Origin of the sequence: Novosphingobium umbonatum (assembly GCF_004005905.1) — a bacterium.
GTDB classification, from domain to species: domain Bacteria; phylum Pseudomonadota; class Alphaproteobacteria; order Sphingomonadales; family Sphingomonadaceae; genus Novosphingobium; species Novosphingobium umbonatum.
Genome location: NZ_SACO01000001.1, coordinates 328,561 through 342,509 on the forward strand (window position 1 = coordinate 328,561; position 13,949 = coordinate 342,509).

The window sequence follows — 13,949 nt, forward strand, 5'->3', positions numbered from 1 at the left end:
GCTGAATGCAGGATTAAACCAGACGATGCGCCGTATTGCCCATTTCGGCAAAATAGGCCGCCATGGCATCACGCGCCTTGTCGGTCAGCACGATGAAGGCACGGCGCCGGTCCTGATCATCCTCCACCCGTTTGAGCAGCCCCGCATCGGTCATCTGTCCGATCCAGCGCAAAGCGGTGGTGGGCGGCACGCCAGAGGCAATGCACAGGCTGGTGACCGACACCCGCACCTTTTCCAAATGGGCCGCGGTCAGATCCAGCAACATGTCCCACGCCGGATCGGCAAACAATTCGGGATTGAGAAAACGCCCGCGCAATTGCCGGTTGCGGATGATCCGGCGAATGATCCGCGCATCGGGCAAACCGGCCACACTTTCTGAAGAAGCGGCGCTGGCAGGTGGATCAAAGCGAAAGGCCGAGGGCTGCCCCACCGGCTTGGGCACAGCGCCACCGGACAGGCCGCTCAATTTCTCGCCAATCTCGGTGATCTGCTGGGTCAGGCGCAGGATCACCAAGCGGTCCTCGTCGGACAATTCGCGCACTCTGCGCTGGGGTAATTGGGTCATCACCTGCCCCAAAGCCACCAGCCTTTCCGTTCTGCTCGGCGCGACCAGAATTTGCGGTTGCGATTGGTCCAGCGCGGCAAACACATCGTCCAGCGCATCCACACTGGTCGAGATCACCAGCCCCAGCCCTTTGCGCGCCGCGACCAGATCGAGCCGCGCCAGCCCCGCCAGTAAAGCCGCATCCACCAAGGGGCAATCGACCATCACAATATCGCCCAAGGCCGGTCCCGCCTCGGCCGTATCGACCAGACGCATAAGGTTGCCCGTCTCGGTCACACGAAATCCGGCCCCGGTTACATCCTCCTGCATGGTTTCGCGCAGGGATGGTCTTTCGGCGAAAACCGAGACGCCTATCCGCGAAACGCTCAAATCATCCTCATGATTATCATAGGAAAAATTGGAATTCATCCCCCACGGATCCGTGTTGTTCATGGCGACTGCCTCCGTTCGCTCTATTAGGTAACAACACGTAAATGCTAGACCTAATGGTCATTCAGTCAAGCGGCATTAAGGGCAATATATAGAGCTTAAACATCAGATATTTATTATAAATTTCGTACAGATTATTGCAATGGAGACAAAGAAAAGCCGCCAACACCCTGACCGGATGCGGCGGCTTTTCTGACGCAGGCCAGCTTCAACCGGCCCAGTCTATGGCATCAATCCTGGAACGGATCGCGGACCAGAATCGTGTCCTCACGCTCGGGGCTGGTGGAAACCAGCGCCACAGGCGTTTCGATCAATTCCTGCACGCGCTGGATATATTTGATCGCCTGCGCGGGCAGATCGGCCCAGCTACGCGCACCGGCAGTGGTGCCCTGCCAGCCATCCATTTCCTCATAGATCGGCTCGACATTGGCCTGATCGGCGGCATGGCTGGGGTAATAATCCAGCACCTTGCCATTCAGACGATAGCCGGTGCAAATCTTCACCTTGTCCAGCCCGTCCAGCACGTCAACCTTGGTCAGCGCGATGCCGGTCACGCCCGAAATGGCGCAGGACTGGCGCACCAACACGGCATCGAACCAGCCACAGCGACGCTTGCGGCCCGTAACCGTGCCGAATTCATGGCCCCGCTCGCCCAGACGCTGGCCGGTTTCATCTTCCAGCTCGGTGGGGAACGGACCCGAACCCACGCGGGTGGTATAGGCCTTTACAATGCCCAGCACGAAACCGGTGGAGGACGGACCAAGGCCCGAACCCGAAGCCGCCGTGCCGCTCACCGTGTTCGACGAGGTGACGAAAGGATAGGTGCCATGGTCGACGTCGAGCAGTACGCCCTGCGCGCCTTCGAACAGCACGCGAGCGCCCGCCTTCTTCACCGTGTTCAGGCGCTTCCACACCGGCTCGGCAAATTGCAGCACGAAGGGGGCGATTTCGCGCAATTCGGCGATCAGCGCCTCGCGATCGACGGGAGGCTGGCCGAAACCGGCGCGCAGGGCATCGTGATGCGCGCAAAGACGATCAAGCTGCGGGCCCAGATCGTCCAGATGCGCCAGATCGCACACGCGGATGGCGCGGCGGCCTACCTTGTCTTCATAGGCCGGACCAATGCCGCGACCCGTGGTGCCAATCTTGCCAGCGCCAGCAGCCGCTTCGCGCAAACCGTCCAGATCGCGGTGCACCGGCAGGATCAACGGGCAATTTTCGGCAATCGCGAAATTCTCGCGGTTGATCTCGACACCCTGACCTTCCAGCTTTTCGATTTCCGCCTTCAGGTGCCACGGGTCCAGCACCACGCCATTGCCGATGATCGACAGAGTGCCGGTCACAATGCCGCTAGGCAACAGGCTCAGCTTGTAAACCTTGTCGCCCACCACCAAAGTGTGGCCGGCATTATGGCCGCCCTGAAAACGCACCACCACGTCCGCGCGACTGGCCAGCCAGTCAACGATCTTGCCTTTGCCCTCGTCACCCCATTGGGCGCCGATCACGGTAACATTTGCCATGGATAGAGTCCCTCACCCTGCCAGATAATCCGCAAGCGCCCTTCGACAGGACTCGGCGCAAGGGATGGGCCAGAAGGGGCAGAGCCTGCCCCGATGATGCGCGCCGGTTAGCCAGAGGCGCTGCCCCCGTCAAGCCAGCTTGTTCAGGTGATAGCCAGCAAGGAGGAGGCAGACCTTAGCCCCGTTACTCCATCATGCGACAAGGGAGAGACGGATGCGACACAAAGGCAAGATCATCGCGCTGGGCGTGGCGCTGGCAATGGCCATGCCGCCCATCGCACAGGCCCAAGGCCTGATGGCGGCGATGATCATGAAACGCATGGCCAAACGCGCCGCGGAACAGGACAAGGCGAGCAAAGCCCCGCCCGCCCCTGCCGCGCAGCCTTTGGCCTATGGGGGCGATTCGATGCAGGTGATGGATTTCACCCCACCCAAGGCCGGAACGCCCTTGCCCTCGCCGCTGGTGGTGTTTGTCCATGGCGGGGGCTGGACACAGGGCAATAAGGATAATGCGACAGGCCCATGGAAAGCCCCGCATCTGACCGGCCTTGGCTATGGCTTTGCCAATATCAACTATCGCCTAGTGCCTCGCGTGACGGTCGAGGATCAGGCCGCTGATGTGGCCGCCGCGCTGGCGGAACTGATCCGGCAGGCTGACCGACTGGGGATCGACCGGCGTCGCATCGTGCTGATGGGCCATAGCGCGGGCGCGCATCTGGTGGCTTTGGTGGGCACGGATGAGCGCTATCTGCGAGCAGCGGGCTTAAGCTTTGCCGATCTGGCCGGTGTGGTGCCGATTGATGGCGCCGCCTATGATGTGCCGCGCCAGATGGCGGATGCGGGGCGCTTTATGGCGGATCGCTATAGGCAAGCCTTTGGCACGGATCGCGCGCGGCAAGAAGCCCTGTCGCCCACGCTGCATGCCGCCGCACCCAATGCGCCGCGCTTCCTGCTGCTGCATGTGCAGCGCGAGGAAGGGGTGGCGCAGAGCAAGGCCTTGGCCGATGCCTTGCGCAAAGCGGGAACGCCGGTGCAGATCAATGGCTTTGAGGGCACGGGCCTGCAAGGCCATGCCCAAATCAACCGCCAATTGGGCGACCCCGACTATCCCGCCACGCCCGTTCTGGACACATGGCTGAAGGATGTGTTCGGGCGTTAGACCCGAACCGGCTCCAGCCCGTCCAACCGATGCGAGCAGCCCAAAGCGCGCGCATCATCGCCCGCGCTGATCGCCGCCACCGTGCGCCAGCCCACCGCGCGCAGACGCGCCGCCGCGCTGGCATCATGGCCCAAAGGCAGGAACAGGGTCTCGCGCTTGGCTTCCTGCGCGGCCAAAGCGGTGATCAGCGGATCGGGATAGAGCGAGAAGCCTACCGCCGCCTCGCCCTCGGCACCATCATCGGCACCGATAATCGCATAGGCACCGCCACGCGCCACTGCGCCCTGCACGCCTTGGGCAAAGATCTGGAAACCGAACCAGCTTTGATATTCAAAGCCATGGCGCTCTGTGGGGTCCAGCGTCAGGCGGACATCGCCGCCAGCGGCCTGAACCCGCTCGGCAATGGCCTGCAGCGCGGACAGGCGACCATCGAGCACGCCCTCCACCGCCAGCGCGGATAGCTTGTCCATCGCCGCCACAAAACCGCCCGTAGCGTGGAGCAAAGGCAGATAGGCCGCCCCGCCCGCCTGCACCAAAGCGCCTGCATCCTTGGCGTCCAGCTCGCGCCGCACCGCCGCCAGTTGGGCGGGCGTCAGCGGCCATGGACCAGCGCTCAACGCATCGACCAGATCGGGCAGGGTGAAATCCACCGAAATGCCGGTCGCGCCTGCCGCCTGCAAAGCCTCGATCGCCACCGCCACCACTTCAGCCGCCGCCGCGACACCGGCATGGCCGATCAATTCCGCGCCAATCTGCAAACGTTCACGCGTGGGGTCCAGCCCATCGCCCTTCAGGCTGACCACCTGCCCCGCATAGGCCAGACGCAAGGGGCGCGCGGCATTCTTCATCCGCGTTACGGCAATGCGGCCCACCTGCGGCGTCATATCGCTGCGCAAAGCCATCATGCGCAGGGAAGCCGGATCGACAAAGCGCACCATGCGCCGCGTCTGGATCCCCGCCATACGACTGGCCAGCGAGCGTTCAAATTCGATGCTGGGCGGCTGAACGCGGTCATAGCCGTGGCTGTCAAGCACATCCATCAAGGCACGCGTGATGCGCGTGGCCGCGGCAGTATCCTGCGGCAGACGGTCTTCCAGCCCCTCGGGCAGCAAATCGCGGGTTTCGGTATCCATAGTGGGGGCGCTTTAGCGGGGCTTGGGCCTTTGGGGAAGGCAGAAGTGACGCCGATATTGCCTGCGCCGCGCATAAAGAAAAAGGCGGGAGCCGCATCGCGCGACCCCCGCCCTTTTCTTGAACCCGAAGGTAGTAGGCTTAGAACGCCAGCGCCTTCACGCGCTTAACGCCCGGCAGCTTGCCAGCGGCGTCCAGCACTTCGGCGGGAACGGCGCTGTCAACCGAGAGCAGCAGAACCGCTTCGCCACCGGCTTCGCGGCGGCCCAGGTTGAACGTGCCGATGTTGATGCCGTTTTCACCCAGCAGCGTACCGATACGACCGATGAAGCCGGGGGCGTCTTCGTTGACGATATAGAGGTTGTCGCCGGTCAGTTCGGCTTCCACCTTGATGCCGAACAGTTCGACCAGGCGCGGTTCGGCGTTGGAGAACAGAGTGCCAGCCACCGAACGCTCGCCCGCTTCGGTCTTGACCGAAACGCGGATCAGCGTGTGGTAATCGCCGGTCTTTTCGGTTTTCACTTCACGCACTTCCAACCCACGCTCCTTGGCGAGGAAGGGGGCGTTGACCATGTTCACCGTGGCCGACTGCACCTTCATGAAACCGGCCAGAACGGCGGCCACGATGGGCTTGGCGTTCAGCTCGGTAGCAGCGCCTTCGGTGTGGATCGAGATGCGGGCCACAGCCGAGGGGGTCAACTGACCGACCAGCGAGCCCAGCTTTTCGGCCAGCGCCATATAGGGGCGCAGCTTGGGAGCTTCTTCGGCGCTCAGCGAAGGCACGTTCAGAGCGTTGGTCACGCCGCCGGTGGTGAGATATTCACCCAGCTGTTCGGCCACCTGCAACGCCACATTGACTTGGGCTTCGGTGGTCGAAGCGCCCAGATGCGGGGTGCAGATGAAGTTCTTGGTGCCGAACAGCGGCGATTCCTTGGCCGGTTCGGTCTGGAACACGTCGAGAGCGGCGCCAGCGATATGGCCCGAATCAAGACCTTCCTTCAGCGCGGCTTCGTCCACCAGACCGCCACGGGCGCAGTTGATGATGCGCACGCCCTTCTTGGTCTTGGCCAGATTTTCCTTCGACAGGATGTTCTTGGTTTCAGCCGTCAGCGGCGTGTGCAGGGTGATGAAATCAGCGCGGGCCAGCAGCGTGTCGAGGTCGACCTTTTCGACGCCGATTTCAATGGCGCGTTCGGGCGTCAGGAAGGGATCGAAAGCCACAACCTTCATGCGCAGACCGATGGCGCGCGAGGCAACGATCGAACCGATATTGCCGGCGCCGATCAGGCCCAGCGTCTTGCCGGTGACTTCCACGCCCATGAAGCCATTCTTGGGCCACAGGCCAGCCTGCGTCTGTTCATTGGCTTCGGGGATCTGGCGGGCCAGAGCGAACATCAGCGCGATGGCATGTTCAGCGGTGGTGATCGAATTGCCGAAAGGCGTGTTCATCACCACAACGCCCTTGGCGCTGGCATAGGGGATGTCCACGTTGTCAACGCCGATACCGGCGCGGCCGATCACCTTCAGATTGGTGGCGGCGTCGAGGATTTCCTTGGTAACCTTGGTCGATGAACGGATGGCCAGACCATCATAGTCGCCAATGCGAGCGATCAGCTGTTCGGGGGTTTCGCCGGTGATGACATCCACGTCGCAACCCTTCTCGATAAAGATGCGTGCGGCGTTGGGGTCCATCTTGTCCGAAATAAGGACGCGGGGCTTACGGGTCTCGGTCATGGGAATCGTATCCTCATGTGAAAGGGGTATGATGTCGGGAAAGGGAAGATTGCGGGCGGCGGATTACACCGCCCGCGAAAGATTAGGCAGCCTTCAGACTGGCATAGGCCCAGTCGAGCCAGGGGCCGAGCGCTTCAATGTCTTCAACATTGACGGTGGCGCCGCACCAGATGCGCAGGCCCGCAGGAGCATCGCGATAGCCCGCGATGTCATAGGCGGCATCTTCCTTTTCCAGCAGGGCGGCAAACTTTTTGATGAAGTCGGCATCGGCCCCTGCCACGCTCAGGCAGACCGAGGTCTTGGAACGGATGGCTTCATCCTCGCAAAGATGCGAGAGCCAGTCGCGCTCTTGCACGATCTTGTCCAGAGCAGCCGCATTGGCGTTCGAACGTGCCTGCAAACCTTCCAGACCGCCCAGACCCTTGGCCCATTCCAGCGCGAAGATCGCGTCTTCCACGGCCAGCATGCTGGGAGTGTTGATGGTTTCGCCCTTGAACACGCCTTCGGCCAGCTTACCCTTGGAAACAAGGCGGAACACCTTGGGCAGCGGCCATGCGGGTGTGTAGGTTTCCAGACGCTCCACAGCACGGGGGCCGAGGATCAGCACGCCATGGCCGCCTTCGCCGCCCAGCACCTTCTGCCAGGAGAAGGTGGCAACGTCGATCTTCGACCAGTCGATGTCATAGGCAAACACCGCCGAAGTGGCGTCGGCAAAGGCCAGCCCTTCGCGGTCGGCGGGGATGAAATCAGCGTTGGGAACGCGCACGCCAGAGGTGGTGCCGTTCCAGGTGAACAGCACGTCATTCGACCAGTCGATGGCGTTCAGATCAGCGATCTGGCCATAGTCGGCGCGCAAAACGGTGGGGTCCAGCTTCAGCTGCTTGGCAGCGTCCGTTACCCAACCTTCGCCAAAGGATTCCCAAGCCAGCGTGGTGACAGGCTTGGCGCCCAGCATGGTCCACATGGCCATTTCGAAAGCGCCCGTGTCCGAACCGGGCACGATGCCGATGCGGTGGGTTTCGGGCAGCTTGAGGATTTCACGCATCAGGTCGATGCAATAAGCCAGACGCGACTTGCCGATCTTGGCGCGATGCGAGCGCCCCAGACTTTCGGTAGCCAGCTTGTCGGCAGAGAATACGGGCGGCTTGGCGCAGGGCCCCGACGAGAAGAAGGGGCGAGCCGGCTTGAGTGCCGGGGTAGTCACAGTCATGTAGTCTCTCCTCACAGAGAGCACGCGCGGCGTTGGGACCGCGTGGCCCGCTGGCCGCTCTATAGATGCCCGACCACGAGTCAAGCCCCCCCAGCAACAGGTTCGCCAACTTAATTTTCCGACCAAGGGTTTCTACGAATACCCGTTAACTCATTGTAAATATAAAATAATGAAGAATTTTTAACCATCACGCAGGCAGGATGTTCCTCATGCAAGATGATGTTGGCCTATCGCTTTTCCACGACCGATCGACGCGCTTGCGTCGGCTGATCGCGCTGACCGCTGCCATTCCGCTGCTCTTGCAAGGCTGCGTTACCATTCCCCCGCCGCCCAAAACGCATGGCTCCGCCCATAGCCGCTACACGCCGCGCGCCACGCCGCGGATAGCCGCCGCTCCACTCGACGAAATCTCGCCACAACAAGCTGGCCAGTGCCGCGCCCATCTGGAAGCGCGCGCCGCCGCCTTCACCCCCTTGCCGGACCAATTCTATGGCGCAGGCTGTGCGACAGTGAACACCGTGCGCCTCACCGCCCTGTCAGGCGATTCGCAACCCTTTGCCGTGACCAATCTGGGGCCGGTCACCTGCCCGCTGGCCGACACTTTCGCGGCATGGGCCCGCTTTGGCGTGGACCGCGCCGCACGGCAATATCTGGGCAGCGCCTTGGTCAAGATCGAGACCATGGGCAGCTATAATTGCCGCAATGTCGCGGGCACCGACCGGCGCAGCGGCCATGCCACGGGTAATGCGATTGATGTCGCCGCCTTTGTGCTGGCCGATGGGCGCCGCATTTCGGTGCTGGGCCAATGGTCGGCGGGCGGCGGCCAAGAGCGGGAATTCCTGCGCGTGGTACATCTATCGGCCTGCAAGCGCTTTGGCGTGGTGCTGGGGCCGGATTATAATGTGGCCCATCACGACCATTTCCATGTCGAACTGGCCGATAGCGGCGTGTGTCGCTAAATTAAGTATTAACACATAGCATCCTCCATTAAACTCCCCGCCATGCAATTGGGGGGAATGATTCGCTATGTGGTTGGCATTAGACGTTTTTATTGGGCTAGCACTCACCTACGCCATGCTGGGCCTGATCTGCACGGTGATACAGGAAACCATCGCGCAACTGTTCAACTCGCGCGGCAAAATGCTGGCGCAAATGCTGGCCTCGGTTAGGCTGGAGCAGGTGCTGGTGTATGCTAGGGCCGATATGGCCACCGTACCGGTTGCCAAATGGCGCCGTCACCTGCTCGGCTCCAAAAATGCATTGAAAGGCATTATCGAATACGAGGACGAATCCCACGACATCGGCTACGATAAATATCCCCATGATATTGGCCACGCCACTTTCTCGGACAGTATCATCAAAATCATCGGCCTGTTTGATACGGCCAATGCCAATATAGATTTTGGCAAGTTGGTCCAAGCTGCTGTTCTACCTGAATCGCTGAAAAACCGGTTGCTGGCACTGGACACCTCCGCCGGCGACTTTCTGCAACAACTGCGCGTGACAATCGAGGCATGGTACACGCAATTCATGGATCAGGTGCAACACTGGTACACCCGCCGTGCCCAGATCGCTTCGCTGGTGATCGCGCTGCTGGTGGCGGGGGCGTTGAAGGTCGACACGATCGAGCTGGCCAAGGGGCTTTATGGCAGCGATGCCGCGCGTAGCGCTGCCGTGGCCATGGCCGAACATGTCTCGCAACAGGGCAGCCCTGCCGCCTGTCAGCAAAGCAATATCGCGGATTGTACCGATCAGGTGCGGGCAGCTCTGCCCCTGCCCATGGGCTGGCAGGACTGGCCCGCACTCGACTGGAGCCTGCTCTCCGCCATCCCCGGCATATTGCTGAGTGGCCTCGCCATGTCCTTGGGCAGCCGCTTCTGGTTCGACACGTTGCGCTCTATCGTGGCGCTGCGCACCGGCGGCAATCCGGGCAAGGGCAATGAAGCCAAAACCGACGAGTAAAGCCAAGCGGGCGGCGGTGTAAAACCCGCCGCCGAACTTACTGGCCTGCGTGGAAGGGGAAATCCGGCAGGCCGTCCAGCGCCGCCTTCAAGCTGTCGCTCCAGCTGGCGGAAATCACGCGATACCACGGGTCGGTGGCGGTGATGCGGCGCTCGTGCTTGATGCAATATTCATCGCGGCCAATCACCACCAGATCCAGCGGCATGCCCACCGACAGATTGGCCTTCAGCGTGGAATCAAAGCTGACCATCAACAGCTTGACCGCATCTTCAAACGCCATGGTCTTTTCATAACCGCGCAGGATGATCGGGCGGCCATATTTCGTCTCGCCAATCTGGAAAAAAGGCGTGTCCAGCGTGGCCTCGATGAAATTGCCCTCGGGATAGATCAGGAACAGGCGCGGCGCCTGCCCCTTGATCTGACCGGCCAGAATCAGCGTCGCACCAAACTGGCCAGCGGCCTGCGGGCCATTGTCCTCGTCACGCTCGGCAATGGTTTCGCGCAGGGTCTTGCCGACAAGCCCCGCCATCTGGAACATGGTGGGCGCTTCCATCACGCAATTATGCCGTTCATCGGGCAGCTTGAAGCGTTCCTCGATTTTCGAAACCACCGCCTGCGTCGTCGCCAGATTGCCGCTGGTCATCAAGGCCACCACGCGCTCGCCCGGCACTTGCCAGTGGAACAGCTTGCGGAAGGTGGAAATATTGTCGACGCCCGAATTGGTCCGCGTGTCGCTCATCAACACGAGGCCAGCATCCAGCATCATTCCCACGCAATAGGTCACTAGTCTTTTCCCTTGGCGAATCCTGCTTCGCGGTTGCACAAACCATAGCGCCCGCGTCAATCCCTTTTCGTTAAGCGGAGGCTAGGGCAAAAGTCCTGTCTAGCGCCTATTGGGCCATTTCCTGTTGCTGCGTCACCTCCAAGGCGACATCCAGCGCCGCCTTGCCCCCGCCCTGCGACAGGCTGGTCACCGGCGCGGCATCGGCATAATCCACGCCCAGCGCGACACGGATGTAACGTTCATCAGGGCAAGTATCATTCGCCGCGTCAAAGCCCACCCAGCCAAGGCCGGGCACATGCACCTCGGCCCAGGCGTGACCGGCGTCCTGCATGGGGCGATCCTCCATCCACAGATAGCCCGACACATAACGCGCAGGCAGACCCAAGGCCCGCGCCACGCTGATGAAAATATGTGCGTAATCCTGACACACGCCCTTGCCCGCGGCCCATGCCGCCTCGGCGCTGGTGGTGGCATCGGTATGGCCGGTGGCGAAACTCATCGCCTCCTTCACCGCCGTCATCAAACTGTGCAGCATCGGGATAGGTTCACCGGCCTGCGGCGCGAATTGGGCGATCAGGCTTTTAAGCTTGGCCCCCGGCTTGGTCAGCGCGGTCTGCTTGGTCAGCAACCACAGCGGCATAAAGCCCTGATGCCCGCCCACCACGCCCGCCGTATCGCGGGTGTCCACCGTGCCGCGCGCGGTGATCACCACCTCGCCATTTCCACTGCCCAGCGCGATCAACGTGACCTTGTTGCCATTATGGTCGTCATAGGCGCATTCAACCGAACCGCCCTCAACATCGATCTGCCAGTCCTGCACCGTTTGCACCGCGCAAGTGGGCGGCGTCAGGCGCAGGCGCTGCACCCCGTGCCAGACGGGCTGGTCGAAACGGTAATGGGTGCGATGCTCAATATTAATCCGCATGGGTTTGGCATCCCGTCCTATTCGGTGAAACGATAATCGGCAGCGATGGCATCGCCCAGCAGCCGGTTGTTGGCCAAAAACTCGCCCAGGAATTCATGCAGGCCGAACTCGAACACGTCCGCGATGGTGGTCTGCGCCAATTTCTCGGTCGCGGCGCGCTGCATCAGGAAAGCAGCCGTTTCCTGAGCGTAATCATGGCACAGCCATTTCATGCTGCTGGTCAGCTTGGCATAACAATAGGCCAGAGAGCGTGGGAAGCGGCCATCAAGGATGACAAATTCGGCAATGCCCTTGGGGTCCAGCGCGCCGGCATTGAGCCAGCGGAAAGCCCGCTCCCCGGCCACCGAACGCAGCACCATTTCCCATTGCGCATTGTCGAGCCGCGAACCCACCCAAGCCACGCTGGGCAACAGCACATGGTATTTCACGTCCAGAATACGCGCCGTATTATCCGCCCGCTCCAGATGGGTGCCGATACGGGCAAAGTTATAGATATCATTGCGCAGCATCGTGCCTTCCATCGCCCCGCGCACGGCAGTGGCCTGACGGCGGATCACATCCAGCACCTGCCCCAGATCCGATTCCTTCACCGGACGGGCCAGCATATCCTTGAGCAGCATCCAGCTTTCATTGGTCGCCTCCCATACCTCGCGGGTGATGGCGGTGCGCACCATGCGCGCATTGGTGCGCGCGGCCTCCATCATGGACAGCACGCTGCCATAATTGCCCGTGCCACGCAGGATCCAATTGGTGATGGCAGGGCCGGTATATTCGCCCCCCTGATCGGCAAAGGCGGCATCCAGCCCCAAAGTCACCAGCACGCTGCGCCATTCCTCGCTGGCCACGGTGTTGCCACGCGTCAAAGCCATGCGGAAACCGGCATCCAGCAGGCGCGCGGTGTTTTCGGCGCGTTCCAGATAACGCGCCATCCAGTAAATGCCCCAAGCGGAACGTCCCAGCATATTTTTTCCTTACCCTGCTCTTCCGCTTCTTATTCCGCCAAAACCCAGCTGTCTTTCGTGCCGCCGCCCTGACTGGAATTGACCACCAAGGAACCTTTCTTCAGCGCCACGCGGGTCAGACCACCGGGCGTAATGTTGATCCCTTCGGGCGAGACCAGCACAAAGGGCCGCAAATCGACATGGCGCGGGGCCAGTCCCGCCTTGGTAAAGATCGGCACGGTGGAGAGTGAAAGCGTGGGCTGGGCAATGTAATTATCGGGATTGGCGCGCAGCTTCTTTTCAAATGCGGCAATCTCGGCCTTGGACGAGGTAGGCCCGATCAACATGCCATAGCCGCCCGACCCATGCACTTCCTTCACCACCAGCTCGGCCAGATGGTCCAGCACATAGGCCAGCGAGTCCTTCTCGCTGCAACGCCATGTCGGCACATTCTTCAGAATAGGCCGCTCGCCTGTGTAAAATTCCACGATTTCGGGCATGAAGGAATAGATCGCCTTGTCATCGGCGATCCCCGTGCCCGGCGCATTGGCAATGGTAATACCGCCCGCACGATAGACATCCATAATGCCCGCAATGCCCAGCATACTGTCGGGGTTGAAAGTCAGCGGATCAAGGAAGTCATCATCGACGCGGCGATACAGCACATCGATCGCCTTCCACCCGCGGGTTGTCCGCATGCAAACGCGGCCATCCACCACGCGCAGATCGCCCGCCTCCACCAGTTCGGCGCCCATCTGATCGGCAAGGAAGGCGTGTTCATAATAGGCCGAATTGTAAATCCCCGGCGTCAGCACCGCCAGCACCGCCCGCCCGTTACCCTTGGCCGCCGGCGGCGCACAGGCCGCAAGGCTGCGGGCCAGCGCACGCGGATAGTCCGACACCGGCTGCACCTGCACCTTGGTAAACAGGTCGGGGAACATGGCCATCATCGTCTCGCGGTTCTCCAGCATATAGGAGACGCCGCTGGGGGTGCGGGCATTGTCTTCCAGCACCATGAAATCATCGGGGCCGGTGCGCACCAGATCGATGCCAACAATATGGGTATAGACCCCGCCCGGAGGGGTAAAGCCGACCATTTCCTTCAGGAAAGCGTCATTCTGGGCAAACAGCCGCTCGGGCACCTTGCCCGCCTTGATGATCTCGCGCTTGTGGTAAAGGTCGTGCAGGAAGGCATTGAGCGCACGCACCCGCTGCTCGATCCCGCGCGACAGTTTTTTCCATTCCTCCGCCGTGATGATGCGGGGGATCATGTCAAAGGGGATCAGGCGTTCCTGTCCTGCATCCTGACCATAGACGTTGAAGGTAATGCCGGTCCGACGGAACACGCTTTCGGCGGCCTTGCCCTGCTTTTCCAGCCATTTGGGGCTTTGCGCATCATACCACTCGCGATAGCCGGCATAGGCGGGGCGAACATTCCCCTCGGCATCGATCATCTCGTCGAACGACGGATGAGTGGTTGATGTCATAGGCTTTTCCTTCAATTTTCTTGGGCGCTTATGCGCTATTGCTTGTCGGCCAAGCTGCAACAAAGATTCTTGCTTGCCAAGCGTATTGCTGCGGTTGCGAGG

The 13,949-nt window shown here is 61.3% G+C and carries 12 protein-coding genes; 3 read left to right on the top strand and 9 right to left on the bottom strand.

The window, feature by feature from the left end:
- Nucleotides 1-13: 13 nt before the first annotated feature.
- Both EOE18_RS01420 and EOE18_RS01425 read right to left on the bottom strand, forming a co-directional pair.
- Nucleotides 14-997: a helix-turn-helix domain-containing protein gene (locus EOE18_RS01420; protein ID WP_220445951.1), complete on the bottom strand. Its 984-nt coding sequence runs from the start codon at nt 995-997 to the stop codon at nt 14-16.
- 227 nt (nt 998-1,224) lie between these two features.
- A complete protein-coding gene (locus EOE18_RS01425; RefSeq protein WP_127705433.1) occupies nt 1,225-2,514 on the bottom strand; it encodes an adenylosuccinate synthase in 1,290 nt (429 codons plus the stop codon).
- Between the two features lie 310 nt (nt 2,515-2,824).
- Here EOE18_RS01425 and EOE18_RS01430 point away from each other — a divergent pair, with 310 nt between their 5' ends.
- Entirely contained in the window at nt 2,825-3,673 is an 849-nt protein-coding gene (locus tag EOE18_RS01430; protein ID WP_425464275.1) for an alpha/beta hydrolase, read from the top strand.
- Here EOE18_RS01430 and EOE18_RS01435 read toward each other — a convergent pair.
- The 3 genes from EOE18_RS01435 to EOE18_RS01445 form a co-directional block, all read right to left on the bottom strand.
- Nucleotides 3,670-4,806, bottom strand: a complete 1,137-nt coding sequence (locus tag EOE18_RS01435) for an ATP phosphoribosyltransferase regulatory subunit (protein ID WP_127705435.1) — start codon at nt 4,804-4,806, stop codon at nt 3,670-3,672. The genes EOE18_RS01430 and EOE18_RS01435 overlap by 4 nt on opposite strands.
- 139 nt (nt 4,807-4,945) lie before the next feature.
- Nucleotides 4,946-6,538 carry a phosphoglycerate dehydrogenase gene (gene serA / locus EOE18_RS01440; RefSeq protein WP_127705437.1) on the bottom strand — a complete coding sequence of 531 codons (1,593 nt, stop codon included), beginning with the start codon at nt 6,536-6,538 and terminating at the stop codon, nt 4,946-4,948.
- Nucleotides 6,539-6,620: 82 nt separating this feature from the next.
- Nucleotides 6,621-7,748, bottom strand: coding sequence for a phosphoserine transaminase (locus EOE18_RS01445; protein ID WP_127705439.1), 1,128 nt, complete (start codon nt 7,746-7,748; stop codon nt 6,621-6,623).
- A 209-nt stretch (nt 7,749-7,957) separates the two neighbouring features.
- Here EOE18_RS01445 and EOE18_RS01450 point away from each other — a divergent pair, with 209 nt between their 5' ends.
- Both EOE18_RS01450 and EOE18_RS01455 read left to right on the top strand, forming a co-directional pair.
- Nucleotides 7,958-8,707, top strand: a complete 750-nt coding sequence (locus EOE18_RS01450) for an extensin family protein (protein ID WP_127705441.1) — start codon at nt 7,958-7,960, stop codon at nt 8,705-8,707.
- 115 nt (nt 8,708-8,822) lie between these two features.
- Nucleotides 8,823-9,710, top strand: coding sequence for a hypothetical protein (locus EOE18_RS01455; RefSeq protein ID WP_127705443.1), 888 nt, complete (start codon nt 8,823-8,825; stop codon nt 9,708-9,710).
- 37 nt (nt 9,711-9,747) lie between these two features.
- Here the strand turns inward: EOE18_RS01455 and EOE18_RS01460 are convergent, their stop codons facing one another.
- The 4 genes from EOE18_RS01460 to EOE18_RS01475 form a co-directional block, all read right to left on the bottom strand.
- Entirely contained in the window at nt 9,748-10,494 is a 747-nt protein-coding gene (locus EOE18_RS01460; protein WP_127705445.1) for a proteasome-type protease, read from the bottom strand.
- Nucleotides 10,495-10,600: 106 nt separating this feature from the next.
- A complete protein-coding gene (locus EOE18_RS01465; protein ID WP_127705447.1) occupies nt 10,601-11,419 on the bottom strand; it encodes a transglutaminase family protein in 819 nt (272 codons plus the stop codon).
- A gap of 17 nt (nt 11,420-11,436) precedes the next feature.
- Nucleotides 11,437-12,381, bottom strand: a complete 945-nt coding sequence (locus EOE18_RS01470) for an alpha-E domain-containing protein (protein WP_127705449.1) — start codon at nt 12,379-12,381, stop codon at nt 11,437-11,439.
- Between the two features lie 29 nt (nt 12,382-12,410).
- The gene (locus EOE18_RS01475) at nt 12,411-13,847 is read right to left on the bottom strand and encodes a circularly permuted type 2 ATP-grasp protein (protein WP_127705451.1); all 1,437 of its coding nucleotides are present in this window, start codon (nt 13,845-13,847) and stop codon (nt 12,411-12,413) included.
- Nucleotides 13,848-13,949 lie beyond the last annotated feature (102 nt).